The following is a 26,289-nucleotide window of genomic DNA, read 5'->3' as shown; positions in this document are numbered from 1 at the left end:
CTGTCCACGATGGTTCGGGGTCCGCGACTTTCATCCCGATGGCGACGGATTGTCGCCTCGGCATTGACCCTTGCGGTGCTGCCCGCGGCGGTCGGTTTGCTGCCGGCGCGCAGTGCCACGGCCGCGCCACCGGATGTCGTGCTGCCGGATCCGAAGCCGATGACGCGCGTCAAGCTGGTCAAGGACAAGAAGCTCGCCAAGGGTACGCCGGCGCGCACCACATATGCGCGTTTCGACCCTTCGACGAGTACGTCTCTTCCCGCCGCGCAGAGCACGACGGTGTCGCTGCTGCCGCAGAGGCAGAAGCGCGCCGCGGCCGCCGTGGCGGAGGAGCCACGGCAGCAAGCGGGTTCGTCGCCGGTGTCCGTCGCCGCACCCGCCAAGGGCGAGTCGCCGCAACAGGTGCGGGTCACCACCGTCGAGCAGAAGGTCGCCCAGGCGGCCGGTGTTCGCGGCGTCATGTTCTCGTTGCAGAGCACGGCGGGCTCAGGTGTCGTGGACGTCGACGTGGACGAATCGTCGTTCAAGAACGCTTTCGGCGGCGACTTCGGCTCCCGGCTGCGCCTGGTGAAGCTGCCGGCGTGCGCGATGACCACCCCCGAGCTGGAGAAGTGCCAGACCCAGACCCCGGTACGCGCCGCGGCGAGCTCTCCGCTGTCGGCGAAGGTCTCCCTGGCCGCGTCGTCGGCCAGCGTGTTGGCGGCGACGGCGGGCGCCTCCGGCTCGTCCGGAGACTATTCCGCGACCAGCCTCTCCCCGGGCGGCACCTGGTCGGTCAGCGGCAACACCGGCTCGTTCACCTACAGCGTTCCGATCGCGGTGCCCCCGCCCATCGCCGGCGTCGCGCCCAGCGTCGGACTCTCCTACAGCTCGGCCGGGCAGGACGCCCGCACCGCCGGCACCAACAACCAGTCCTCGTGGGTCGGGGACGGCTGGTCGACCGGTGAGAGCTTCATCGAGCGCACCTATCGTTCCTGCGGCGACGTCAAGGGTTCCGGCGCGCCGGAGGGCTCCGGTGACCAGTGCTGGGCCGGCGAGCTCCTCACGATGTCACTCAACGGTTCGTCGAGCCAGATCGTCTACGACGACAAGTTCAAGACCTTCCACCCGGTGAGCGACAGCTCGACGATCAAGATCGAGAAGTTGAGCGGTGCCAAGAACGGGACGAGGAACGAGGAGTACTTCCACGTCATCGAGAACGGCACCCACTACTACTTCGGGATGAACCGGTTGCCCGGCTGGACCGCGGGTGCCGAGGAGACGAAGTCGGCCTGGACGGTGCCGATCTACAAGGCGCACGACGGGGTGAACGCGTGCCCGGACGGCTCGTTCGGCGACACGGCGTGCACGCTGGGATACCGGTTCAACCTCGACTACGTCGTCGACCCCAACGGCAACGCGATGGCGTACTACTACGCGCCCGAGACCGGTCACTACGGCGCGAACATGAAGAAGGCCGCCGTCGAGTACACCCGTGCCGGCACGGTCAAGCGCATCGACTACGGCCTGCGGCCGAACACGATCTACTCCGGTCCCGCGCCCGGCCAGGTCCTGTTCGACACGGTGGAGCGGTGCCTGCGCGGCGAACCGTCCGGCAACACCTGCGGCCCGGACGACTTCACGGTGTCCCACCCGAACTACTGGCCGGACGTGCCGATCGACCTCCACTGCGCCGGCGGCAAGGACTGCGCCAACCATTCGCCCAGCTTCTGGTCGCGGCGCATGCTGACCACCATCACGACCCGCGCCCGCGTGGGCGGCGCTGCCAAGGACGTCGACCGGTACGAGTTGACGCACGCGTTCCCGGACAACGGAGACCACGCGCCGACCCTGTGGCTCGACTCCGTCAAGCACGTCGGCCTGGACCGTCTCGGGGGAGCCGGCCAGGACGCTTCGGTGCCGGAGATTCGCTTCCTGCCGAAGCAGCTGGCGAACCGGGTCGGCACCCTCGAAGGCCTGCCGAAGATGTACTACCACCGGATCGGCACCGTGCTGTCGGAGTCCGGCGCGGAAACCGTGGTCGACTACAGCACGCCGAACTGCTCGGGCCTGCCGAAAACCGACCTGGACGACGAGAAGGCCACCAAGGCCCAGGCGTTCGCCTCGACGAACAGCACCGGCTGCTTCCCGGTGTTCTGGACCCCGGAAGGGCAACCGACGCCGGCCATCGACTGGTTCTACACACACCCGGTCAAATCGGTGACCACGTACGACCGCAGCAACCACTTCCAGGACGGCACCCAGCCGAAACTCGTCACCGAGTACGAGTACAAGGGCAAGCCGGGCTGGCACTACGACGACAACGAGGTCGTCAAGGCGAAGTACCGGACGTGGGGACAGTTCCGCGGTTACCCCGAGGTCCACATCAAGACCGGTGACACGTCGGTGTTCCACTACACCGACAAGGCGCAGGTGCACGACCGCAAGACCCTGACGAAGGCCTACTACTTCCTGGGCATGGACGGCGACACGCTGCCCGGTGGCGGGTCCCGCAACCTGCCCGCGCTGGAGAGCCAGGACGGATCGGTCTCGGTGTCCGACGACAACGAGCTCGCCGGTCGGGTCTTCGAGACCGAGACGTACACCGGTGACGGCGGGACGCTGGAGTCCTCCACCGTCACCGTGCCGACGATCCTCGGCCCCACCGCGTCCCGCTTCCGCGACGGTGGCCTGGAGCCGCTGCGGTCGTCGATGGTCCGCACGGCCAAGACGCTGACCCGCCAGAAGGTCTCGTACGGCTGGCGCAAGACCGAGACCGCCACCTTCTACAACACCAGCCTCGGCCAGACCACCACGGGCATGCCGGTGCAGACCGCCGACCGTGGCGAACCCGGCGCCACGGGCAACGTCACCACGTGTACGTTCACGCGCTACCTCGACGGCAGCGTTCCGACGCTGGTGGTTCCGGCAGAGGTAGTCAAGACCGACCAGGACTGCCCCAGCGCCAAGGCCACACCGTCCGGGAAGCTGCTCTCCCAGACGCGCACCTCGTATGACGGCAAGGCCTTCGCGTACAACGGTGACGGGCAGGCCAGCCCAGCCCGCCCGGCGAAGAACAACCCCACGCTGGTGCAGCAGGCGTCCGTCGCCAACGGTGCGGTCGCCACGGCGTTCGTGGACATGAGCACTTCGACGTACGACGCGTACGGCCGGGTCACCTCGACGACGCGGACGCCGAACTCGTTGATGGCCGACAAGAAGACGAAGCTCGCCCAGGCCGTCTATACCCGCTTCAGCCCGAGCGAGGGCGAACTGCCCGGTTCCGTCGTGTCCGTCTCCCAGGTCACGCCGGGCGTCTCCTGCGCCACCGTCACCCAGTCCAGCAAGGACTGTCAGCTCTCCACGGTCGTCCTGAACCCGGCCCGGCAGCTGCCGATCGGCAAGACCGACATCGCGGGCGCGCAGAGCTCGACCACCTACGACGCCCTCGGCCGCACGACCGCCATGTGGCTGCCGAACAAGAACAAGGCCGCCGGCGCTCCGGCGAACTACCTCTTCGACTACAAGCTGTCGACCTCAGGGCCGAGCGTCGTCACCACCAGAAGCATCCAGGACAGCGACGCCGTGAACGCACCCACGACCTACCGGGTCGGCAAGGTGCTCTACGACGGCATGCTGCGCAAGCTGGAGACGCAGGACACCGGCGAGAACGGCAGCGTGATCGTCTCCGACTTCCAGTACGACTCGCACGGCCGCACCGTCCTGACCAACAACGCGTACGCGGCGGCCGGATCGCCGAAGGACTCGTTGGTCTCCGACCAGTTGTCGCAGGTGTCGGTGCCCTCCACCACCGTCACCGACTACGACGGCATGGGTCGCGCAACCCTGGTCACCCAGGAACACAACGGTGTGAAGTCGTGGAGCAGCCGCACCGCGTACGTCGGTGACAAGACCACGGTGATTCCTCCGACGGGCGCCATGGCGATCACCAAGGTCGGCAACGCCCGCGGCCAGATCACCAAGTTGCAGCAGTACACCACCGCGCCGACGCTCTCGGGCAACGCCGCCGACGGCTACACCGCGTCGGGGGGCACCAGCCACGACATCACGTACGACTACACCTCGGCCGGTCAGCAGAAGTCCATCACCGGGCCGGACGACGCGGTGTGGTCCTATGTGTACGACCTGCGGGGTCGGCAGACCTCCCGGAAGGACCCGGACGCGGGGACCAGTTTCTCGGGATACGACGACGCCGGAAGCCTCGTCGCGACCAAGGACGCCCGCGGCATCGAGCTGAACTTCTCCTACGACCTGCTCAGCCGCAAGCTCGCCGCCACGAACAAGACCAAGGACAACTTCAAGTACGCGTCCTGGACGTACGACACCCTGCGCATCGGCGCACCGACGTCGTCATCCCGACACGTCCAGGGAGTCACCGGCGCCTACACCGTCGAGGTCACCGGCTACTCCACTCTCGGAAAGCCACTCGGCCAGACGGTCACGCTGCCGACCGTCGAGCGACCGCTGCCGACCACATACACGACGACCTTCGCCTACTCGCCGAACAACGAGAGACTGACCCAGCAGACCGAGCCGGCCGTGGCGGGCCTGCCGGGCGAGCTGATCACGTACGGCTACAACGCCCTGGGCGCACCCACCTCGACCGGATCGGCGGCGGACAAGTACGTCTCCGGCACCCTCTACACCGACTTCGGTCAGCCCTCGAAGGTCACCATGGGTGCCTCGTCCAACGAGGCGCAGGTGCTGTACTCCTACGAGGAGGAGACGCTCCGGCTGTCGAAGCGTCAGGTGTACCGCAGCCAGGGCATCGGCCCCCTCGTCGACGAGCTGAGCTACTCCTACGACGACGCGGGCAACCCCCTGTCGGTCACCGACAAGCAGTCCGAAACGGGCAACACTGTCACCGACACCCAGTGCTACCGCTACAACACCCTGGCCCGGCTGTCCGAGGCGTGGACCGCCAGGGAAGACTGCGTCCCAGAAAGCGCGCCCACCGCCGCGGACGTCGCCACCCGACCCGGCTCGTACTGGCAGAGCTTCACCTACAACGCGATCGGCGACCGGAAGAAGCTCGTCGACCACTCGGTCAGCGGTGACGCGGACAGAACCACCGACTACACGATGGGTTGCTCGGCCAACTGCAACCGCACCGGCGCGCAGCCACACACGCTCACCGGCAGCAGCGGCGGCACCGACCCGACGAAGTTCGTCTACGACGTCGCCGGCAACCTGATGACCCGTACGCCCACCGGCGGCACCGCCAAGGGCCAGACCCTGCGCTGGGACGACGAGGGCCGACTCTCCGAGGTCACAACCGCCGGCGCGACCCCGGCCACCACCAAATTCCTCTACGACGCCGACGGCGGCCAGCTGATCCGCCGAGACCCCGGCCGCACCACCCTGTTCGCCGGCACCACCGAAATCGTCATCGACACCGGCGTGACACCCGCGGTCGTCCTGGGCGGAGTCCGCACCTACAGCCACGGCGGCAAGGCCGTCGCTTCCCGCTCCAGCCTGTCCGGCGGCGGCACCAGCTACCTGTTCAACGACCTGCACGGCACCGCCGGGCTGGCCATGAACACCACCACCCAGCAGGTGTCCCGCCAGCAGTACAAGCCGTACGGCGAAGCCCGAGCCAGCGCCAACTTGAACCTCTGGCCCGACCCGACCCACGGCTACCTGGGCGCCTCGAAGAACCTCGACACCGGATACACGGACCTCGGCGCCCGCAAGTACGACCCAGCCCTGGGCCGCTTCATCAGCCCCGACCCGCTCCTGGTTATGGACGACCTGAACCAGCTGGGCGGTTACACCTACTCCGGCGACAACCCCATCACGCTCAGCGACCCGTCCGGCATGAAGGACTGCGACTTCGCCTCCTGCGACGGCGGCGGCGGCGACGCGAACAACCGCGGCAAGCAAGGCGGCGGAAAGCCCGGCGGCGGTCGCAAGGACTCCGACAAGCCGTCCGGTTCGACCTCGACCCCGACCGACCCGGCGGACGACCCGGACATCGGCTGCAACTGCGGCGTCGGCGTCAACACCAAGACCGGCAGCCGTACTCAACCGCCGAAGTTCGCCGAGTACGCCGTCATCAAAACCGGCCACTGCGCCGGCTACGTACCCACCGACTGCCACATCGCCGACCTCGACTCGGGCGAGATCGACACCGCGATCGCGGCATACCTCTGCGAATACTTCAACGACTGCGCGATGCAGCAGGCGGCGTTCGCGGCGTCGCAGCACAGTTTCGACGAAACCATGAGCTGGTTCCCCATCATCGGGGCGCCTTCGGCGGTCCGCCTGGCCAAGGAGGACTGGCAGAAGGGCAACTACGTCAGCGCCGCGATCAACATGGTCGGGCTGATCCCTGCCGGCAAGGCCGTCAAGGGCGGCGGGAAGGCTATCAAGTGGCTTCGTGGTGGGGCCAAGAAATGTAGCTTCACCAGCGATACGCCGGTATTGATGGCGGACGGCACCACCAAGCCGATCGACGACGTCGAGCTGGGTGACGTTGTCCTCGCCACCGACCCCACCACCGGTGAAACCTCCGGCAAGACCGTCATAACCCTGTTCGACCATATCGATACCAACCTCGTCGACCTCACGGTTGTCGACGCACACAAAAATACCTTCACGATTCACGCCACGCAGAATCATCCGTTCTGGGACGCGACCGTTGGCGATTGGGTCGAGGCCGGCGCTCTACGCGAAGGCCACAAGCTGGTAACAGCCGATGGTGCGCACCTGTCGGTGCATCTGGTCAATCCGTTCTACGACCAGCAGCGCATGCTGAATCTCGAGGTGGACGGCTTCCACACGTTCTATGTGCTGGCCGGTAAGGCGCCGGTTCTCGTCCACAACTGCGGGGAAGGTGTCCCGGCTGGAATCGAGAACCTCAAAGACGGTGCTTATATGGCGACGAGCGACGCCATGGATACCGCCGTTGATTTCGTCGGACCCGGATATCGAGACATGGGCGGAGGCCGGTTCTTGAGTGAAGACGGGCTGAGGCAGGTGCGTCTTACCGATGCGGACCTGGCGCACCCCAGGCAGAACCCGCACATCAATTTCGAGACGTATAGTAGCCCGATCGGCCCTGGAGTCCGGGGCGGTAGGCCACTGAGCAACATCCATATCTACCTTCCGGAGGAGTCGGGATGGCATCACCCGTAGCTGCTGGTGGCGATCCTGATCGACCTACCTTGCCGGTGACGGTCGAGGTCACGACCTATGATCCTTCATTGGGTGTGGGGACCTGGTGGGACGAGGAGACGGTTCTTCGCGCCGAAGTGTGGGAGTCACCAGAGAAGACTGTGGTCCTCTCCGGAAATCCAGCCGGGCTGGTGTCCCTTGCCAGGCATTTGTTGACGCTGGCTCAAGATGCCGTCCCGGATGGACGCCATTTCGATTTTGACTCCTACTGCGGATGGCTCGAAGAAGGGTCGGCTGCAGTTCGAATCGAGGTCGAAAAGAAGTAGCGGAGAAGCGCCCGTTGGTAACCGCGCCAATGTGGCATGCCAGTGAGACCTGCGTCGGAATGCGGCCGTGCATGCGGCCGCATTCCGTCCGGTCAGCGGGTGTGGCCGTTGCCGGTGACGATGTACTTCGTCGAGGTCAGCTCCGGCAGGCCCATGGGGCCGCGGGCGTGCAGTTTCTGAGTGCTGATGCCGATCTCCGCGCCGAAACCGAACTCCCCGCCGTCCGTGAAGCGCGTCGACGCGTTGATCATTACGGCCGCCGCGTCTACCCGGGCCGCGAAGCGGCGGACCGCCGTCGTGCTCTCGCTGACGATGGCCTCGGTGTGGCCGCTGCCGTAGCGGCGGATGTGGTCGAGGGCGTCGTCGAGGGAGTCGACCACCGCGACGGCGATGTCCGCCGACAGGTATTCCTTGCCCCAGTCCTCCTCGGTCGCCGGCACGACGTCGTCGAACGAGGCCACGCGCGGGTCGCCGTGGATGGTCACGCCGGCGTTGATCAGTTCCTCGATCACCAACGGCAGGAACGTTTCCGTCAGGGCGGAGTGGATGAGCAGCGACTCGGCCGTGTTGCAGGTCGACAGGCGCTGGGTTTTCGAGTTCAGCACGACGCCGAGGGCCTTTTCGAGGTCTGCCGCCTCGTCGACGTACACGTGGCAGTTGCCCACGCCGGTCTCGATGACCGGGACCGTGGATTCCTCGACCACCGTCTTGATCAGGGAGGCGCCGCCGCGGGGGATGAGGACGTCGACCAGGCCGCGGGCGCGCATCAGCTCCTTGACCGAGTCGCGGGTCGTCGCGTCCAGCAGCTGGATGGCGTTCGCCGGCAGGCCCGCGTCCGCGACCGCCTTGCGCAGCACCGAGACGATCGCCGCGTTGGAGCTCATCGCCGAGCCGGAGCCGCGCAGCAGGGCCGCGTTGCCCGACTTCAGGCAGATGCCGGCCGCGTCCACGGTCACGTTGGGGCGGCCCTCGTAGATGATGCCGACGACGCCGAAGGGGACCCGGACCTGGCGCAGTTCCAGGCCGTTGGCCAGGGTGGCGCCGCGGACGACGTCGCCGATCGGGTCGCTCAGGGCGGCGAGCTGGCGTAGGCCGTCGGCCATCGCCTCGACCCGGTCCGGAGTCAGGGTGAGGCGGTCGATCATCGCCTCGGACTGGCCGCCGCCGCGGGCGTTGTCGACGTCGACGGCGTTGGCGGTGACGATGTCGTCCGTACGGTCGACGAGGCGTTCCGCCATCAGCAGCAGCGCGGCGTCCTTCTCCGCGCGGGTGGCGGCCGCGAGGTCGATCGCGGCGACCCGGGCCTCGGCGGCCTGCTGACGCACAGTCATGGTGACTCCTGGGAGGTCTAGAGGAGGACCAGGTCGTCGCGGTGGACGACCTCTCGTTCATATCCTGGCCCGAGGGCCGCCGCCAGCTCCGGCGTGGAGCGTCCGAGCAGGGCGGGAATTTCGACGGCGTCGTAGTTGACCAGCCCCCGGGCGATCGGGGCGCCGGAGGTGTCGACCAGGTCGACGGGGTCGCCGGCCGAGAAGGAGCCGTCCACCGCGGTGATGCCGGCGGGCAGCAGCGACTTGCGGCGGGCGACCACCGCGGCGACGGCGCCGGGGTCGAGGTGGAGCCGGCCGCGGGGGGACGTCGCGTGCGCCAGCCAGAACAGCCGGGCGGTGGGGCGCTTCTCGGCCGCGTGGAAGAGGGTGCCGATCTCGTCGCCGTCCAGGGCCCGCCCGGCCATCGGCGCGGCGGTCAGCACGACCGGGATGCCGAAGCCGGTGGCGATCCGGGCGGCCTCGACCTTGGTCACCATCCCGCCGGTGCCGACGCCGGCCCGGCCGGCGGCGCCGATGGCGATCCCGGACAGGTCGGCCGCGTCGCGCACCGTGTCGACGCGCCGGGACGTCGAGGCGGACGGGTCGCCGGTGTAGAGGGCGTCCACGTCGGAGAGCAGCACCAGCAGATCGGCGTGGACGAGGGCGGCGACCAGCGCCGCGAGCCGGTCGTTGTCGCCGAAGCGGATCTCGTCGGTGGCGACCGTGTCGTTCTCGTTGACGATCGGGAGCGCACCGAGGTCGAGCAGCTTGCGCAGGGTTCGGTACGCGTTGCGGTAGTGCGCTCGCCGGGTCACGTCGTCGACGGTGAGCAGCACCTGCCCCACGGTCAGACCGTGGCGGGCGAAGCCGGCCGCGTACCGTCCGATCAGCATGCCCTGGCCGACGGAGGCCGCGGCCTGCTGGGTGGCCAGGTCGCGCGGTCGCCGGCGCAGCTGGAGCGGGGCGAGCCCGGCGGCGATCGCGCCGCTGGAGACCAGCACGACCTCCCGACCCCGGGCGGCATGCCTGCCGAGCACGTCGACCAGGGCGTCGACGCGCTGCTCGTCGATTCCGCCGGCGGCCGTGGTCAGCGAGGAGGACCCCACCTTCACCACGACGCGTCGGGCACCGGTCACCTCTTCGCGCACCTGCACCATTCTGCTCGCCGAGGTCCGCGGACCCGGACGCGGATCCCATATCGTGGCGGTCGTGACACCCCAGGAGTACGTCGAAGAGGTGCTGCAGCTCGTGGAGAGCATCCCGGAGGGCCGGGTGATGTCCTACGGCGCGGTCGCCGACGCCCTGGCCGAGGTGTCCGGGCGCAACTCGGCCCGCCAGGTGGGAACGATCATGGCCCGCCACGGGGGAGGAGTGCCCTGGCACCGGGTGGTGAACAGCGCGGGACGGATGCCGCCGGGGCATGAGCAGGAGGCACGGCAGCGGTTGCTGAGCGAGGGCGTACCCCTGAAGGGTGACCGGGTGGACATGGCGCGGGCCGGGTGGATGCCCGGGAGAGGGACGGGCGGTCGTCGGAGGCTCTGAGCGCCTACGCTTCGCCCAATGGAGACTTCCCCACGGATGGGGCGCATCGCGGCCGGGGTCGCCGCCAGCCATCCCGCGACGGCCTTGGCGGGCTTGCGGATACTGCGGGACGGGGGCACCGCGGCCGATGCCGCCGTGGCCGCCGTGCTCGCCACGTGTGCCACCGAGACGGTCTACACCGGACTGGGCGGAGGCGGCTTCGCGACCTACTTCGACGCCGCCTCGGGCGAGGTGACCTGCCTCGACTTCTTCGTCTCGGTGCCGGGCACGGACGGCGACCGCCTGCCGGGCCCGATGGTCGCCGTCGACGTGTTCTTCGGGGGCGTGCCGCAGGTCTACTCGATCGGCGGGGCGAGCGTCGCGGTGCCGGGCGTTCCCGCCGGCTGCGGCGAGGTGCACCGCCGGTGGGGGCGCCTGCCGTGGGAAGCACTCGTGGCCCCGGCGTACGAGCTGGCCACCACGGGCGTGGTGATGCCTCCGGCGCACGCGCGCACGCTGGCCGCCTGCGCGCCCGCCCTCGCCCACGGGGACGGTGCCGCGATCTACGCGCCCGGCGGGCAGCTGCTGCGCGGCGGCGACCGGCTCTTTCACCCGGGGCTGGCGGGGGCCTTCGAGGCGCTGGCCGCGGACGGTCCGGCCCTGTTCTACACCGGCGCCTACGCGGCCCTGATGGTCGACACCGTACGGGCGGCCGGCGGCGCGCTGGGACCGATGGACCTCGCCGCGTACCGGGTGCTGGAAACGCCGGTCGACCACGCGGCGCTCGGCTCGTTTCGGGTGCGGGCCCGCCACGACCTCAACCGTACGGTCGACACGATCGCGGCCCTGCCCGCGTCCCTGTCCGAGCTTTCCCGGCCGGAGCGGGCGGTGACCCTGGCGGCGGCGCTGCGGGACCGGGGGCGGCAGAAGATCGGCGACACCACCAACGTCTCGGTGGTGGACGCCGAGGGCAACGCGTGCGTGATCACGACGACGCTGGGCCTGGGCGCGGCGGTCTGGCTGCCCGGGCTCGGCATCAACCTCAACTCCATGCTCGGCGAGGGCGAGCTGATCACCGGCGACCTCGCGCCCGGACGCCGGATGTCGTCGAACATGTGCCCGCTGGTGGTCATCGACTCCAACGGCGACCTGGCCGTGGCGGTGGGTTCGGCCGGGGCGTCGCGCATTCGGACCGCGCTGATCGACACGCTGATCGGCGTCCTGGTCGACGGGCTGGACATGTCGGCGGCGATCGCGCGACCCCGGTTCCACGTCGTGGACGACACGGTGCACGCCGAGCCGGGATGTTCCCGCGACGAGTTGGACGCCCTGGTCGAGGCGGGCTGGCGGATCCACGAGTGGGCGGAGATCAACCACTATTTCGGCGGGGTGACGGCGGTGGGGGCCGGAGGCGCGGCGGGCGACCCGCGCCGGGACGGGGTCGGACTGCTGCTCTGAGCCGTACGGGAGGTAGGTTGAGCGTCGTGGCCGGTCTGCCAGGAGTGCTCGGGGAGCCCATCAAGTTCGTGCTGAACTGGGGGCGCCGCTACTCGCTGTGGGTCTTCAACTTCGGCCTCGCCTGCTGCGCCATCGAGTTCATCGCGACCAGCATGAGCCGGCACGACTTCATGCGGATGGGCGTGATCCCGTTCGCGCACGGCCCGCGCCAGGCCGACCTCATGGTGGTCTCCGGCACGGTCACCGACAAGATGGCCCCGGCGATCAAACGGCTGTACGACCAGATGCCCGAGCCCAAGTACGTGATCTCGTTCGGTTCCTGCTCCAACTGCGGCGGCCCGTACTGGGACTCGTACTCGGTGACCAAGGGCGTCGACCAGCTCATCCCGGTCGACGTCTACGTGCCGGGCTGCCCGCCGCGGCCGGAGGCGCTGCTGCACGGCATCCTGCGCCTGCAGGAGAAGATCGCCGCTGAGCAGTCGGGCCTCGGCGGCGTGTCCCGCCCCGACCCGCTTCGCTCCGGCGACGCGCTGGTGCCCGGCCCGCCGGAGTCCGTGTCGCGCCGGGACGCAGCCTCGCTGACGGCCCCGGTCGTCCGTCCGCCCGGCTGACAGGCGTCGCCTCGCCGGTCTACGCTGCGCATCATGGGTGATCAGCCGCGGTCAGAATTCATCATCGACGTTCTGACCAGGGAATTCGGTGAGCTGATGGCGGTCGATCCGTCCGCCTTCCGGCGCAAGTTCCGCAAGATGGCGTCCTCGCCGTTCGCGTTCTACCGGGGCAGCGCCTCGCTCTTCTACGCCGACATGACCGGCGGCTACGCCGACGACCGCTTCCTCGACGCGCAGACCAGCCGGGTGTGGATCCACGGCGACCTGCACGCCGAGAACTTCGGCACCTACATGAACTCCTCGGGCCAACTCGTCTTCAACGTCAACGACTTCGACGAGGCGTATGTCGGCCCGTTCCTCTGGGACCTCAAACGCTTCTGCGCGAGCGTTGCCTTGATCGGCTACAGCAAGGCGCTCTCCGACGAGGTCATCACCGGGCTGGTCACCACGTTCGCCGGGGCGTACCTGACCGAGCTGCGTGCCATCGCCCACGGCGGCGACGACGCGATCGGGTCGATCACCCTCGACAACGCCACCGGCGTGCTGCGCCGGGTGCTCCAGGAGGCCCGGCTCAACACCCGCGTCGACCTGCTGGCCGCGCAGACCACGATCGACGACTACGAGCGCCGCTTCTCGCTCGGCGACGGCGTCTACGAGGTCGACGAGGCGACCGTGGCCACGGTGACCGCGGCCTTCCACCAGTACCTGGGCACCCTGCCGTCGCACGGCGACGGCGTCTCCACCACCATCAAGGACATCAAGCTGCGCAAGGGCGTCGGCATCGGGTCGGCCGGGCTGCCGTCCTACAACCTGCTGCTCGAGGGTCACACCCAGGCACTCGAGAACGACGTCGTCATCTACATGAAGCAGGCGCAGGTGCCGGCCGTGGCCCGCTGGATCGACGACGAACGGGTCCGCGGCTACTTCCGCCACCAGGGCCACCGCACCGCCGAGTCGCAGCGCGCCCTTCAGGCGCACGCCGACTCGTGGCTGGGCTTCACCGAGCTCGCCGGGGTGGGGCAGCTGGTCGCCGAGGTGTCCCCGTACGCGAACGACCTCGACTGGTCCGACGTCAACGAACCCGACGACCTGACCGGGGTCCTGGCCGACCTGGGCCGCGCGGTGGCCCGGATGCACTCGGTGGCAGACGACGAGTCCAGCCACGACCTCGTCGACTTCTCCACCGAGGAGGCGATCGTGGCCGCGGTCGACAAGGACGAGGCCGGCTTCGTGCAGGTCCTGGTGGACTTCGCCCACCGGTACGGCGACCAGGCCCGCGAGGACCACCAGGACTTCGTCGACCTGTTCCGCAACGGCCGCCTCCCCGGGCTGGACTAAAGAGGCGTCAGGCCGGCTCGACCACGTACGCGAAGCCGGCCTTGTTGTGGGCCTGTTCGTCGGCCGTGACCTTCACCGTGACCTCGGTGTCCTTCTCCAGGCCCACGCCCACAAGGGCGGGCTGCGGGTCTACGTCGGTGCAGGCGACCGTCTCGGACAGCAGCGTCGCCTCGTGGGGACGCAGCGGGTTGACGACCGGTCCAGCCACGGTCACAGTGACGCTCCCCGGGCCCGCGCAGACCATCCGAAACCGGTATTCCCCGGCCGCCCCGACGCGCTGGGTCGTCGGTTTTCCGGGCCGCTCGGTCGTCATCCCGACCGGCCGGCCTCCGCCGGAGGAAAGAATCTGCGCCGCCCGGTCGGCGTTCCACGTCGACTCCGGGGCGACGGGCACGCCCCACGGTTCCGGCTTGCGGGTGAGCATCATGACGTAGGCCGCGCCCCCGGCCGCCCGGTCCGCGTGGAGAGCGACGGTCAGCTCACCGTCGACCGGGGTCTGGACTTCCATCTGCGCCGCGACCGGTTCCGCGGAGCAGGACGCCACCTGACCGCCCAGGTCGGTGGAGCCGGCGGCGGCGGTCAGCGTCGCCTTCATGGTGAGCGTCCCGGAGCTGCCGCAGACGACAGTCAGCGTGTAGGTCCCGGGGGAGAGGTTGGGGTAGCGTTCCGTGCTGTCCGGTGACGCGCTACCGATGACCCCGACGCCCACCGCCGTCCCCTTCTCGTCGACCGCCTTCTGGGCGGCGGCGGTGAGCCGGTCGAGCCGCTCGTCGGCTGTCTCCCGCTGCGTGGGCAGCCCGACCGCGGTCAGGGTGCCCGCGACGGCCAGCACGGTGGACGCCGCGACGACGGTCCTCGTGGTGCGCCGCCGCCGGACCGTGCCGCGCGCCGCGGCGGGGCCGGGCGGGCGTACCTCCGGCAGGGTCTTGGCACGCAGGTCGGCGAAGAGTGTGTCGAACTGATCAGGCATTGCGCGCCTCCTCGGTGGTCGTGCCGGCGTTCAGTCGGGCCGCCAGGGCGGCCCGGGCGCGGTGGAGCCAGGACTTCACCGTGCCCTCGGCGACGTTCTCCCGCTCGGCGATCTCGGCGATCGTCATGTCGGCCAGGTAGTGCAGGACCATCGCCCGCCGCTGGGTCGCGGGCAGGGTGGCCAGCGCGGCGACGAGGGCTACGCGCTCCGGGCCGGGCCCGTCGATCTGGTCCTCGCTGGCCCGCTGCCGGCGCAGGAAGTTCAGCGCGGTCCTCCTGCGGCGCCACCCGCTCACGGCGAGGTTCCAGGCCACCCGGCGTACCCAGCCGACGGGGTCGTCGTAGCGGGAGACGGCCCGCCACCGGGCCAGGGCCCGGCAGAAGGCTTCCTGGACCACGTCCTGCGCTTCCTGCCGGTCGCCGAAGTACGCGTACAACTGCACTGTCAGGTCGCTGTAATGCGCGGCATACAGCTCGTCGAACGATGCTGGGTTTGCTGTCACGGCGGCGAGCGGCTCCGGTCCGAGGCTGACGGCTGGTGATGTCACGGCGAATACACGCGCGGGCCGGGCCGATGGTTGCGCCGCCTTCGAGGGTAGGCCTCGCCGGACCCTAGGATGGGCGATATGACGCCCGAAGAGGTCGGCGAACGGCTCGTCGCGCTGCTGACAGCCGCCGATGCCGAGACGCCCGTGGATCCCTCGGCGCTCACCGCGGGCGTGTCCGGCGGCGGGCCGGGCCACGAACGGGCGGTCGTCGACGTGCCGGCCGCGCTGTGGTGGGCGGCCATCGAGGCGGTGCGGGATCCCGCCGCGCTCGGCTGTGACTTCTTCGACTGGCTCTCGGCGGTGGACGAGCTGGATGAGGGCTTCACCGTGGTGGCGCACCTCTGGTCCACGCGGCGCAAGCACGGCCTGCTGATCCGGGCCCGGGTCCCCCGGGACAACCCGGTGGTGGAGTCGGTGGTCGACCTCTTCCCCGGTGCCGCCTGGCACGAGCGCGAAACCCACGAGATGTTCGGGATCGGCTTCGTGCGCCATCCCGACCTGCGTCCGCTGCTGCTGCCGCCGGGCTTCGAGGGAAATCCGCTGCGCAAGGAGTTCGTGCTCGCCTCGCGGGTGGCGAAGGCCTGGCCGGGCGCGAAGGAGCCGGGGGAGTCCGAGGCCGGAACGGCCAAGCGGGCCCCGATGCGCCCGCCGGGCGTGCCCGACCCGAACGAGTGGGGTCCGCTGAAGGGCACGATCCCGCCGGCCGAGAAGCCAGCCCGCCGCACCCGTCCCGCGAAGGAAGAGAACTGATGCCGCTCTGGCTCGATCTCACCGTACGGGTCGTCGCGGTCGTCGCCGCCTTCCTCGTGCTGCCGCTGGTCGTCGGCCAGGCCGAGCACAAGGTCATGGCGCACATGCAGGGCCGGCTCGGGCCGATGTACGCCGGCGCCTTCCACGGCTGGGCGCAACTCGTCGCCGACGGCGTCAAGTTCGTGCAGAAGGAGGACATCACTCCGCGGGACGCCGACCGTCGGGTGTTTCAGTTGGCGCCGCTGGTGGCGCTTTTCCCGTACCTCATCGTCCTGCTGGCCATCCCGCTCGGACCCGGCGGTCTCGTCGCCCAGGCCCTCGACATGGGTTTGTTCTTCGTCCTGGCCGTGCTGGGTGTGGGCGTCGTGGCGGTGCTCATGTCGGCGTGGGCGTCCGCCAACAAGTACAGCCTGCTCGGCGGCCTGCGCGGCGCCGCCCAACTGCTCGGCTACGAGCTGCCGCTGGTGTTGTCCGCGGCGAGCGTCGCGATGGCGGCGGGCACGCTGAGCCTGCCCGGCATCGTCGAGGCATGGTCGCCGTGGTGGCTGCTCTGGCAGGCGCCGGCCGCGCTGGTCTTCTTCATCTCGGGCCTCGCCGAGATCCGGCGCCCGCCGTTCGACATGCCGATCGCCGACTCCGAGCTGGTGTTCGGCTACATGACCGAATACAGCGGGCTGCGCTTCGCGTTCTTCCTGCTCGCCGAGTACGTCGGCATCGTGGTCATCGCCGCGTTGACCACCGTGCTGTTCCTCGGCGGCTGGCACGGTCCGGCGGCGGAGCACCTCGGCTGGCTCTGGACGCTGCTCAAGGTCTTCGCCGTGTCCTTCGTGATCATCTGGCTGCGGGTCACCTATCCGCGGCTGCGCGAGGACCAGCTCCAGCGCCTGTGCTGGCTGGTGCTCGTGCCGGTCGCCCTCGGCCAGCTCGTGCTCACCGCCGCGGTCAAAGTGGCGCTGTAGGTAGGGACAGCTACACCCCGGTTCGGCGGCTAGCCCCATCGACTCGGCGGGCGCGTCCGGCGAGGCTTCAAGGGTCAGATCTTCCGCGATCCCCTTGGAGCCTCACGATGTTGCGACATGCCGCTGCCGCCGTCACCGCCTTCGCGGTTCTGGTCGCCGCTTCGCCCGCGGGCGCGGCGACCCGCGATCCCGTGCGCGACGAGCTGCGCCGGATCGTCGCCGAGGACGGCTGGCCGGGCGCGCTCGCCTCGGTGAAGGGCAGAGACGGGCGGATCCGTGACCTCACCGCCGGCGTCGCCAAGCTCGGCACCCGCCGGCCGGTCCCGGTCGATGGGCAGGTGCGCATCGGCAGCAACACGAAGACGTTCGTCGCCGTCGTGGTCCTCCAGCTCGTCGCCGAGAACAAGGTCCGCCTGGACGAGCCGGTGGAGACCTACCTGCCGCGCCTGCTGCGCGGCGACGGCATCGACGGGCGGCATCTCACCGTACGGCAGTTGCTGCAGCACACCAGCGGGCTGCCCGACTACACCGGCCACCTGGAGTCCGACGAGCTCAGCCGCTACTACGAGCCGCGCGAACTGCTCGACCTGGCCCTGGCCCACCCGGCGGGATTCGCGCCCGGCGCGAAATGGAAGTACAGCAACACCAACTACGTGGTGCTCGGCCTGCTGGTGCAGAGGGTGACCGGCCGGCCGGTCACCGAGGAGATCACCGAAAGGGTGATCCGCAAGGCCGGGCTGCGCCACACCTACTTTCCGTCCGCCGGCGAGCAGGTCATCCGGGAACGCCACCCGCACGGCTACGCGCCCGACGACACCGGGAAGCAGTTCGACGTGACCGATCTCGACCCGTCCTGGGGCTGGGCGGCGGGACAGCTGGTCGCCACCCCGTCAGACCTGAGGAAGTTCTTCGCCGCGCTGATTGACGGCAAGCTGCTGCCGCCGGCCCAGCTCGCCGAGATGCGCCGTACGGTGCCCGCCGAGGGCTCCCAGCCCGGTGCCCGCTACGGCCTCGGGGTCATCAGCTTCACGCTGAGCTGCGGCCGCGTCGCCTGGGGCCACGGCGGTTCCATCCCCGGCTTCGTGACCCGCGTCGCGGCCATCGAGGGTGGCCCCGCGGCGGCGGTGGCGGTGACCTCCCAGCCCACCACCCCGGAGCAGAACGACGGTGTGGTCAAGGTCCTCGACGCGGCCCTCTGCCAGTGACGGCGCGCCGGGCGCCCGTGCAGGGGCGCCCGGCCACGGCCGTCAGGTCAGCAGCGTGACGGAGTAGTTGAGCGTCGTGCCGCTGGCGGTGTAGGTCGCCGTCTGGCCGTTCGCGCAGTACGACACGAAGGTGTCGCCGACGACGTCGTCGCCGGCGGCGGCGTGCACGAGCGGCCGCACGTCGACACCCTCGGCCAGTGGCGTCGAGGTGAGGTCGATCAGCCGCCACTGGTTGATCGGGTAGTCGTCGGTCGGCGCCACAGCTGCCCGTCCCGGGTGGTGATCTGGAAGTTCATCACGAAGCCGCCGTTGTTGACGACGGCGATCTTCTGCACGCACGGCGACGCCAGGGCGGCGGTCGGCGCTGCGGCGGCGGTGGGCGCTGCGGCGGCGGTGGGCGCTGCGGCGGCGGTGGGCGCTGCGGCGGTCGGTTGTGCCGCGGCGGCCGGTTGCGCTGCGGCACCGAGCAGGCCGGTGAGGCCGGCGGCGGCGAGCGCGGCGGTTGCGGCCGCTCGGGTCCGGGGTGCGATGCGGGTAATCAGCGATCCTCCTATGTGGTCATTGACGCGGTGTCGCACCCGCCATTAACCGGACACAGGGCCCACAAACGGACGATCTTCATTATTCACAAAGAAAAATGTGAAGCACGCGTATCGTCCCGTGCCGCGGGCTTCAGAGGTGCCGAGGCCGCAGCTTCGCGATGGGGATCTCGATACGCCACGGCTGATCGATCTTGATCCAGTCGGTGAACGTGCCCGACGGTTGATACACCTCGTCCTCGTCGTCGAGCTTGTAGGTCTGGACGGTCAGGCCACCCTGAGTCTCGACCAGCCAGTAGTTCGGGATGCCAGCCTTCGCATACAGCGCTGGCTTCATGACCCGGTCCATGCTCTGCGACGTGGGAGAAACGATCTCCACCGCCAGTTGAACCTCCTGTGGGTCGTAGAAGCTCGCGTGGCGGCTGGCGGCGTCGTCCGTGGTGATCAAGACGTCGGGAATGAACGACCGGCGCGAATTGATCCGCACCTCGACCGCCTGGGTCACGTGGAGATTGCCGGGGCAGGTTTGCTCAAGGGCGACCATGAGGCGCCCGGCTAGGACTTGGTGAATGTCCGTGGGGGAGGGGGACACGAGGAGCACTCCATCGAGCAGCTCGCGGCGTAGGCCGTCTTCGGGAAGGGCGTCAAGATCATCCGTGGTCCAGCCGTCGGCCGGCGGAATGTCGTGCAGCGCAGCGGTCATCACGGGCCTCCAGGAACAGGGTCGAGCACCCTCCTGCCACCGTACTCGAAGATCTGGTGGGGGTGTGCTCGCCTCTGGTGCGACGACCGGGCAGGATATGCGGTTATGAGTGAGCACGGAGAGCGGTCCGCGCCCGGCAAGGGCCTGATCAACGGACTGGCCGTCACGCTCAAGACCATGACCAGGCGATCCACCACCCAGCAGTATCCCGACGTGGAGCCCGACCTGCCTCCTCGGTCGCGAGGCGTCATCGCGCTGCTGGAGGAGAACTGCACCGTCTGCATGCTCTGCGCGCGCGAATGCCCCGACTGGTGCATCTACATCGACTCGCACAAGGAAGAGGTCGTCGTGCCCGGCGCGGCGCGGCCCCGGCAGCGCAACGTGCTCGACCGGTTCGACATCGACTTCTCCCTGTGCATGTACTGCGGGATCTGCATCGAGGTGTGCCCGTTCGACGCCCTGCACTGGAGTCCGGAGTTCGAATACTCGGAGCTGGACGTGCTGGACCTGCTGCACGACAAGAACCGGCTCGGCGACTGGATGCCGACCGTGCCCGCGCCGCCCGCCCACGACGTGCTCGGGGAGCCGTCGAAGGAGGAAGCGACCGCCGCCCGCAAGGCCGCGGGCCCGGGCACCGCCACCCCGGCCCGAACCGCGCGACCCGCCGCCCGCCCCGGGCCGGGAAGCGCCGGGCCGGGAAGCGCCGGGCCGGGAAGCGCCGGGCCGGGAAGCGCCGGGCCGGGAAGCGCCGGGCCGGGAAGCGCCGCGCCGGCAAGCCCGGCGTCGGAGAGCGCCGCCCCGGCAAGCGCCGCCCCGGCAAGCGCCGCCCCGGCAAGCGCCGCCCCGGCAAGCGCCGCCCCGGCAAGCGCCGCCCCGGCAAGCGCCGCGCCGGGAAGCCCGGCGCCGGGAAGCCCGGCGTCGGAGAGCGCCGCCCCCGAGGCTCCGGAGACGGAGAAGTGACGGTCGCCGACGCGTTGCTGCTGGCGCTCGGGGCCCTCGCGGTGGGCTCGGGCGCGCTCGTGGTCACCAGCGCCCAGATCGTCCGCGCCGGCCTCTACCTGGTCGTCAGCCTCGGCGCCATCGCCGGTCTCTACCTCGTACTCGGCGCGGAGCTGGTCGCCTGGGTGCAGGTTCTCGTCTACGTGGGCGCGGTCGTGGTGCTGCTGCTCTTCGCGGTCATGCTGACCCGCGCCCCGATCGGTCCCTCCGACGACCTCGACCGCCCGGCCTGGCCCGCGCTGATCGTCGGCGGTGGCGTCGGGCTCGGCCTCGCAGTCCTGTTCGCCGACGCGTTCCGCTGGTCGATCCACCCGCTGCCCGCGCCCGGCACCGCCGAGCGGATGGGTGCCGAGATCTTCGGCACCTGGGTGCTGCCGTTCGAGGTGCTCTCCATTCTGCTGCTCGCCGCGTTGGTCGGCGCCATCGTGCTGTCGCGTCCCGACATCGGTGCGCGGAAGGGGGGCGAGGCCTGATGCATGCGGTGATCCCGTTCGTGACGGCGGCGCTGCTGTTCGGGCTGGGGGTCTACGGTGTCCTGCGCCGCCGGAACGCGATCCTCGTGCTGATGGCCGTCGAGCTGATGCTCAACGCCGTCAATCTGGTGCTGGTGACCGCGGACGCCACGGTTTCCGCGGGGCTCGGCCACCGGGGTGGCGTCTTCGCCCTCTTCGTCATCGTGCTCGCCGCCGCCGAGGTCGGCGTTGGCCTGGCGATCGTGCTCCAGTGGTACAGGATGCGGGCCGCCGTGCAGGTGGACGAGGTCGCGCTGCACCACGAGGCGGACGCCGGATGATCGCCGCCGACGTGTTGATGCCGCTGCTCGCCGGCGTGCCGCTGCTGCTGGGCGTGGTCGGGCTGCTGCTGCCGCCGGGCGACGGTGGCCGGGAGCGACGGCGCGCGGCCGCCACGCTGGGCATCGCCGGTGCCGCGCTCGCCCTGCTCGTCAGCCTCGTGCTGGCGATCGTGGTGGACGTGCCGGTCCAGGCGAGGATGCAGTGGGTGACCTTCGGCGACCTGCAGGTCATGGTGGGATTCTGGATGGCCCCCGCCACGACCTATGTGGCGCTGGCGGTCAGCCTCGTCGCCCTGTTCGTGCAGATCTATTCGGTCGCCTACCTGCACGACGACCCGCGGTATGCGCCCTATGCCGCCCAGGTCAGCCTCTTCACCGGCGCGATGCTGCTGGTGGTCTCCGCGAACGACCTCATTCTGCTGCTGGTCGGCTGGGAGGTCATGGGCGTCTGCTCGTACCTGCTCATCGGCCACGACCGGCGGCTGCCCGAGGCGCCCGCCGCGGCCGTGAAGGCGTTCGTCGTCACCCGGGTCGGCGACGTCGGCTTCCTGCTCGGCATCGCGTGGCTCGGGGTCTCTGCCGGCAGCTTCCAGATCGAGGACGTCCTCGAACACACCGGGACGTCGACGGTCGCGTTGCTGCTCCTCCTCGCCGGGGTTGCCGGCAAGAGCGCGCAGTTCCCGCTGCACACCTGGCTGCCGGACGCGATGGCCGGCCCGACGCCGATCTCCGCGCTGATCCATGCGGCCACGATGGTGGCCGCCGGCGTCTACGTCGTCTTCCGGCTGTATCCGCTGTTCGCGCAGTCTCCCGCCGCGCTCGCGGTGCTCGGGGTGGTGGCCGCGGTAACCCTGCTGCTCGGCGCGTTGTCCGCGACCGCGCAGGACGACTTCAAGCGGGTGCTGGCCTGGTCCACGGTCTCGCAGCTCGGCTACATGACCGGCGCCCTCGCCGTCGGCTCGCCCGCGGCCGCGCTGTTCCACCTGCTCACCCATGCCGCGTTCAAGGCGCTGCTGTTCCTGGCGGCGGGCGCGGTGATCCACGCGGTCGGCACCAACCTCATGTCGCGGATGGGCGGCCTCCGGGAGCACCTGCCGGTGACGTTCTGGTCGTTCGTCATCGGCCTGGGCGCGCTCGCCGGCGTACCCCCGCTCGCCGGTTTCTGGTCCAAGGAGAACGTGCTCGTGGCGGCCGCCCACGCGACCGACGGCGGCGGTCCCGCGCCAGCCTGGGTGGGTTGGGTGGTCTGGCTCGCCGCGCTCGCCGGCGTCGCCATCACCGCCTGGTATGCCACCCGCCTGCTCCTGCGCACCTTCTTCGGCTACCCACGCTCGCGCACCGAGGACTGGCAGGTCGGCTTCGACGACGCCCGCTACGACATGCCACCCCCGCCGCCTCACGATCCGCCGGGCCTGATGCGCTGGCCGATCGTGCTGCTCGGCGTGCCGTCGGTGCTGCTGGGCCTGGCCGCTTTCCTGCCCGGCTTCCGGTCCGCGCTCGAACTCGACCAACCGCACCTCGGTGTCTCGCTCGCGCTCCCCATCGTGCTGCTGGCCCTCGGCGCCGCGAGCTCGTGGTGGCTTTGGCACACGGCTCCGGGCGCCGATCCAGCGCTGGCCCTCGGCCGGTTGCGGCCGTTGTTCGCCGCCGGCTTCCGGCTGGACGACCTGCAAGACCGTCTGATCGTACGGCCGGTGCGCGCGATCGCCGGTGCCGTGCGCCTGGCCGACGAGCGGGTGGTCGACGCCGCGGTCGAAGGCACCGGCACCTCGACCACCCGCCTCGGAGCCCTGCTGGCCACCGCCCACCGTGCCGCGCTGCCCCGCGCGGCGACTGCCGTCCTCACCGGCGCGCTGGTCCTCGGCGTCGTCGCCGCGATCTACGGAGCCGCGTCATGATGGCGCCCGACGACGTTCCCCTGGGCATGCAACTCGTGCTCATCGCCCTGCTGGCGGTGCCCGCACTCGGCGCGGCGGCGGTCGCCCTGATGCCGGCCCGCCGCGACCGCGGTGCGCGGCTGCTGGCGACGGTGGTCGCCGCCGCCACCTTCGTGCTGTCGCTGCTGCCGGGCGTGATCCCGTCGACACGGGAGGTCGGCTGGGCCGGGTACGGGTCCGCGGGGCTCCCTCCCGTCGTGCCCTGGGTCGAGGTCGACGTGCCCTGGGTGCCCGCGCTGGGCATCGACTTCCACCTCGGTGTCGACGGCGTGTCGTGGCCGTTGGTCGTCCTGACCGGGCTGCTGACGCTGCTGTGCTGCGGGTACACGCTCGCCAAAGTGCCCGCGGGGGGCTCCGGCCGTACCCTCGCCGCTCTGTTGTTGGTTCTCGAGGTCGGCATCCTCGGCACCTTCCTCGCGCTCGACCTGGTGTTGTTCTTCGTGTTCTTCGAGGTCGTTCTGCTTCCCATGTACGCGGTCATCGCCGGCTGGGGTGGCATCGAGCGGCGGCGGGCGGCCCGCAAGTTCGTCCTCTACACGCTCTTCGGCTCGGTGCTGCTGCTGCTCGGCGTCTTCACCGTGGTCGTCGCCGCGGGCACCGGCGACCTGCTCGCCCTCGTCGGCGGCTACGGGCTCTCCCGCACCACGCAGTGCGTCGCGTTCGCCCTGTTCGCGGTCGCGTTCGCGGTCAAGGCGCCGCTGTGGCCGCTGCACACCTGGCTGCCGGATGCGCACACCGAGGCGCCCACGGTGGGCAGCGTGATCCTCGCCGGGGTCCTGCTGAAGATGGGCACCTACGGCCTCATCCGGGTCGGCGTCGGCGTCGCCCCGGAGGGAGCCGCCTGGGCCGCCCCGGTGCTGGGCATCCTCGCCGCCGCCGCGATCATCGCCGGATCGCTGGTGTGCCTGCGCCAGACCGAGCTGAAGCGGCTGATCGCGTACTCCAGCGTCGGCCACATGGGCTTCGTCCTGCTCGGCATCGCCACGCTGACGATGACCGGCGTGCAGGCCGCACTCATCGGCAACGTTGCGCACGGCCTGATCACCGGCCTGCTCTTCTTCCTCGCCGGAGCGATCAAGGACCGGGCGCACACCGGCGACCTCGGCGAGCTTGGCGGACTGCGAGAGACCGCGCCGCGGCTGGCCGGCCTGCTCGGCTTCGCGGCGATCGCCTCCCTCGGCCTGCCCGGCCTGGCCGGCTTCTGGGGCGAGGCCTTCGCCGTGGTCGCCGCCGTCGAGCGCGGCGGCCCGCTGTGGCTCACCCTCGCCGTGGTGGCGGCGATCGGCGGCGCGCTGACGGCCGCGTACTTCCTGCGGTTGCTGCGCCGGATCACCCACGGACCGGCGGCGCCGGCGGTTGCCGGGTTCCCGGCCGTGACGCGGTCCGAATGGCTCGCCTGGAGCCCGCTGATTCTGCTCACGCTCGTCGTCGGCCTGGTGCCCGCGCTCGTCCTCGCCGCCGCGTCCGACCCGGTGGCCGCCCTGACCGGAGCGGTGCGATGATCCAGGCCGTCGACCACGTCGCCCTCCTGCCGCTCTACGCGGCGGCCGGAACGGCGCTGCTCGTGCTGGTGGTGGAGCTGGCGTTCGGCCGCTTCCACCTGTTCGCCGGAACGGTCGGCGCCCTCGCCACGGCGGTCGTCGCGGTGGCCGTGCCCGACCACGCCGGCACCCTCTGCCGCGACGGGCTGTGCTCGTGGACGGTCACCCCGCACGCGGCGCTGATGGCCGTGCTCTTCGCCGGGCTGACGGTCGGCGTGCTCGCCCTGTCCGCCCCCGCGCTGCGGCGCGGATTCGCGCCGCCGGGGGAGTTCTGCTTCCTGCTCACCTGCGCGATGACGGGCGGCGTGGTCGTCGCGTACGCCGGCGACCTGATCACGCTGATCGTCGGCCTGGAGACCCTGACCCTGCCGCTGTACGTGCTGGTCGGCCTGCGCCGAGTCCGCGAATCCACCGCCGGCGCCGCGGCAGCGGTCACGTTCTTCCTGGTCAGCGTGATATCCACGGCCATCGCGCTGCTAGGCGCCGCGCTGCTGTTCGCCGCCACCGGCGCCGTGCACCTCGACGCGCTGGTCGAGGGCTCCGGCGCGTACGCGTCCCTGGCCGCGGTCGGTGCGGCGCTGGTGGTGATCGGCTTCGCGTTCAAGGTGGCGGCGGTGCCGCTGCACGCGTGGGCGCCGGCCACCTACGACGGCGCGCCGGTGCCGGTGGCCGCCTACCTGTCGACGGCCTCGAAGCTCGGCGGCGTGCTGGCCCTGGCGGCGGTCGTGCAACGGCTGGACACCGGACCGCTGATCGCGGTCCTGGCCGTGCTGACCATGACGGTCGGCAACCTCGTGGCGCTGCGCCAGACGCGCATGGTGCGCCTGCTGGCCTGGTCGTCGGTCGCCCAGGCGGGCTACATCCTCGCCCCGCTGGCGGCCGGTGCGGCGGGGGTCCGGGCCGCATACGCGTACGCGGTCTTCTTCGTCCTCCTGGAATTCGTGGCCCTCGGGGTGATCGCGGCCCTGCGCGGCCCGGGTACGGACGGCGGTGCCCTCGACGACTACCGGGGCGAGGGCCGCCGCAACCCGTGGCTGGGCGCCGCGATGGTCCTGGCGCTGGCGGGTCTCGCGGGCCTCCCTCCGGGACTGGCCGGGCTCTTCGCCAAGGTGGCGGTCGTGGAGTCGCTGATCGCGTCCGGCTGGGGTTGGCTGGCGGGCGTGGTCGCCCTGAACGCGGTGATCGCTCTGGCGTACTACGTCCGCGTCGGGGCCCTGCTCTACGCCGTCCCCGAGCGGGCCGGCATCCCCGTCGCCACACTCCCACCCTCCGCAGCGCCGTCCTCCGCGACGGCGTCTCCCGCAGCGCCGTCCTCTGCGACGGCGTCCTCCGCGACGGCGTCTCCCGCAGCGCCGTCCTCTGCGACGGCGTCCTCTGCGACGCCGGCCGCCGTTGTGTCGGCGGGGGAGGGGACGGCGGCCGTCGCGGTGATCGACCCCGACCTTTTCGACGCGGCCGCCCATCCCCGCCCGGTCGTCGCCCGGGCCGTGGCGGTATCCATCGCGGTGGCCGCGATCACGGTCGCCGTCCTGGGCTTCGTGCCGCAGGCGGTTTTCGACGCGCTGAGCGGCTGACGTCAGCCCCGACGCCGGGGGTGACGTCCATGACAGCGGGTCTATTTTCGGTACGGCCGAGCCGCCGCCGGCCGTTATGGTCGCCTGATCGC

21 protein-coding genes and 1 pseudogene are annotated in these 26,289 nt (G+C 70.5%); 15 read left to right on the top strand and 7 right to left on the bottom strand.

Annotation, left to right across the window (positions count from 1 at the left end; translation table 11 throughout):
• The first annotated feature begins 63 nt into the window (after positions 1-63).
• Positions 64-7,137, top strand: a complete 7,074-nt coding sequence (locus tag AB0M36_RS31400) for a polymorphic toxin-type HINT domain-containing protein (protein WP_364164868.1) — start codon at positions 64-66, stop codon at positions 7,135-7,137.
• Complete coding sequence (locus tag AB0M36_RS31395) at positions 7,122-7,442, top strand: hypothetical protein (RefSeq protein ID WP_364164865.1); 321 nt, start codon at positions 7,122-7,124, stop codon at positions 7,440-7,442. Before AB0M36_RS31400 ends, AB0M36_RS31395 begins: the two co-directional genes overlap by 16 nt.
• A gap of 92 nt (positions 7,443-7,534) precedes the next feature.
• On the opposite strand, the gene AB0M36_RS31390 is transcribed toward AB0M36_RS31395, so the two are convergent.
• Together AB0M36_RS31390 and proB are read right to left on the bottom strand one after the other, a co-directional pair.
• A complete protein-coding gene (locus tag AB0M36_RS31390) occupies positions 7,535-8,773 on the bottom strand; it encodes a glutamate-5-semialdehyde dehydrogenase (protein WP_364164862.1) in 1,239 nt (412 codons plus the stop codon).
• Positions 8,774-8,790: 17 nt separating this feature from the next.
• Positions 8,791-9,900, bottom strand: a complete 1,110-nt coding sequence (proB, locus tag AB0M36_RS31385; protein ID WP_364164859.1) for a glutamate 5-kinase — start codon at positions 9,898-9,900, stop codon at positions 8,791-8,793.
• A 61-nt stretch (positions 9,901-9,961) separates the two neighbouring features.
• Between proB and AB0M36_RS31380 the strand changes: the two genes are divergently transcribed.
• The 4 genes from AB0M36_RS31380 to AB0M36_RS31365 are packed head-to-tail and all read left to right on the top strand — an operon-like array spanning position 9,962 to position 13,680.
• The gene (locus AB0M36_RS31380) at positions 9,962-10,294 is read left to right on the top strand and encodes an MGMT family protein (RefSeq protein WP_364164856.1); all 333 of its coding nucleotides are present in this window, start codon (positions 9,962-9,964) and stop codon (positions 10,292-10,294) included.
• Positions 10,295-10,312: 18 nt separating this feature from the next.
• On the top strand, positions 10,313-11,731 hold the full coding sequence (locus AB0M36_RS31375; RefSeq protein WP_364164853.1) for a gamma-glutamyltransferase: 1,419 nt from the start codon (positions 10,313-10,315) through the stop codon (positions 11,729-11,731).
• A gap of 26 nt (positions 11,732-11,757) precedes the next feature.
• Positions 11,758-12,342: an NADH-quinone oxidoreductase subunit B family protein gene (locus AB0M36_RS31370; protein WP_364164850.1), complete on the top strand. Its 585-nt coding sequence runs from the start codon at positions 11,758-11,760 to the stop codon at positions 12,340-12,342.
• A 33-nt stretch (positions 12,343-12,375) separates the two neighbouring features.
• Positions 12,376-13,680 carry a DUF2252 domain-containing protein gene (locus tag AB0M36_RS31365; protein ID WP_364164848.1) on the top strand — a complete coding sequence of 435 codons (1,305 nt, stop codon included), beginning with the start codon at positions 12,376-12,378 and terminating at the stop codon, positions 13,678-13,680.
• Positions 13,681-13,687: 7 nt separating this feature from the next.
• Here AB0M36_RS31365 and AB0M36_RS31360 read toward each other — a convergent pair whose 3' ends face one another.
• Together AB0M36_RS31360 and AB0M36_RS31355 are read right to left on the bottom strand one after the other, a co-directional pair.
• Complete coding sequence (locus tag AB0M36_RS31360) at positions 13,688-14,650, bottom strand: hypothetical protein (RefSeq protein ID WP_364164846.1); 963 nt, start codon at positions 14,648-14,650, stop codon at positions 13,688-13,690.
• Positions 14,643-15,152, bottom strand: a complete 510-nt coding sequence (locus AB0M36_RS31355; protein WP_364164843.1) for a sigma-70 family RNA polymerase sigma factor — start codon at positions 15,150-15,152, stop codon at positions 14,643-14,645. The genes AB0M36_RS31360 and AB0M36_RS31355 overlap by 8 nt, the downstream gene beginning before the upstream one ends.
• Positions 15,153-15,275: 123 nt before the next feature.
• Between AB0M36_RS31355 and AB0M36_RS31350 the strand changes: the two genes are divergently transcribed.
• The 3 genes from AB0M36_RS31350 (at position 15,276) to AB0M36_RS31340 (ending at position 18,111) form a co-directional block, all read left to right on the top strand.
• The gene (locus tag AB0M36_RS31350) at positions 15,276-15,947 is read left to right on the top strand and encodes an NADH-quinone oxidoreductase subunit C (protein ID WP_364164840.1); all 672 of its coding nucleotides are present in this window, start codon (positions 15,276-15,278) and stop codon (positions 15,945-15,947) included.
• Positions 15,947-16,906, top strand: coding sequence for an NADH-quinone oxidoreductase subunit NuoH (nuoH, locus tag AB0M36_RS31345; protein WP_364164837.1), 960 nt, complete (start codon positions 15,947-15,949; stop codon positions 16,904-16,906). The genes AB0M36_RS31350 and nuoH overlap by 1 nt, the downstream gene beginning before the upstream one ends.
• A 107-nt stretch (positions 16,907-17,013) precedes the next feature.
• Complete coding sequence (locus tag AB0M36_RS31340) at positions 17,014-18,111, top strand: serine hydrolase domain-containing protein (protein WP_364164834.1); 1,098 nt, start codon at positions 17,014-17,016, stop codon at positions 18,109-18,111.
• A gap of 42 nt (positions 18,112-18,153) precedes the next feature.
• Here the strand turns inward: AB0M36_RS31340 and AB0M36_RS31335 are convergent, their stop codons facing one another.
• From AB0M36_RS31335 to AB0M36_RS31325, 3 genes are all read right to left on the bottom strand, one after another.
• A complete protein-coding gene (locus AB0M36_RS31335; RefSeq protein ID WP_364164831.1) occupies positions 18,154-18,372 on the bottom strand; it encodes a hypothetical protein in 219 nt (72 codons plus the stop codon).
• Complete coding sequence (locus tag AB0M36_RS31330) at positions 18,330-18,689, bottom strand: hypothetical protein (RefSeq protein WP_364164829.1); 360 nt, start codon at positions 18,687-18,689, stop codon at positions 18,330-18,332. The genes AB0M36_RS31335 and AB0M36_RS31330 overlap by 43 nt, the downstream gene beginning before the upstream one ends.
• A gap of 94 nt (positions 18,690-18,783) precedes the next feature.
• The gene (locus AB0M36_RS31325; protein ID WP_364164827.1) at positions 18,784-19,353 is read right to left on the bottom strand and encodes a Uma2 family endonuclease; all 570 of its coding nucleotides are present in this window, start codon (positions 19,351-19,353) and stop codon (positions 18,784-18,786) included.
• 105 nt (positions 19,354-19,458) lie between these two features.
• Between AB0M36_RS31325 and AB0M36_RS31320 the strand changes: the two are divergent.
• From AB0M36_RS31320 to AB0M36_RS31295, 6 genes and pseudogenes are all read left to right on the top strand, one after another.
• Positions 19,459-19,983, top strand: a pseudogene (locus tag AB0M36_RS31320) (NADH-quinone oxidoreductase subunit I); the annotation flags it as partial.
• A 326-nt stretch (positions 19,984-20,309) separates the two neighbouring features.
• Entirely contained in the window at positions 20,310-20,825 is a 516-nt protein-coding gene (locus AB0M36_RS31315; protein ID WP_364164825.1) for an NADH-quinone oxidoreductase subunit J, read from the top strand.
• A complete protein-coding gene (nuoK, locus tag AB0M36_RS31310; RefSeq protein ID WP_364164822.1) occupies positions 20,825-21,145 on the top strand; it encodes an NADH-quinone oxidoreductase subunit NuoK in 321 nt (106 codons plus the stop codon). Before AB0M36_RS31315 ends, nuoK begins: the two co-directional genes overlap by 1 nt.
• Positions 21,142-23,043, top strand: coding sequence for an NADH-quinone oxidoreductase subunit L (locus AB0M36_RS31305; protein WP_364164819.1), 1,902 nt, complete (start codon positions 21,142-21,144; stop codon positions 23,041-23,043). Before nuoK ends, AB0M36_RS31305 begins: the two co-directional genes overlap by 4 nt.
• Positions 23,040-24,584, top strand: coding sequence for an NADH-quinone oxidoreductase subunit M (locus AB0M36_RS31300; RefSeq protein WP_364164816.1), 1,545 nt, complete (start codon positions 23,040-23,042; stop codon positions 24,582-24,584). Before AB0M36_RS31305 ends, AB0M36_RS31300 begins: the two co-directional genes overlap by 4 nt.
• Complete coding sequence (locus AB0M36_RS31295) at positions 24,581-26,197, top strand: proton-conducting transporter membrane subunit (protein WP_364164813.1); 1,617 nt, start codon at positions 24,581-24,583, stop codon at positions 26,195-26,197. The genes AB0M36_RS31300 and AB0M36_RS31295 overlap by 4 nt, the downstream gene beginning before the upstream one ends.
• The last annotated feature ends 92 nt before the right edge of the window (positions 26,198-26,289 follow it).

Origin of the sequence: Actinoplanes sp. NPDC051346, from assembly GCF_040682215.1 — a bacterium.
In the GTDB taxonomy this organism is placed as follows: Bacteria; Actinomycetota; Actinomycetes; order Mycobacteriales; family Micromonosporaceae; genus Actinoplanes.
This window is presented reverse-complemented; position numbering and strand designations above follow the sequence as displayed.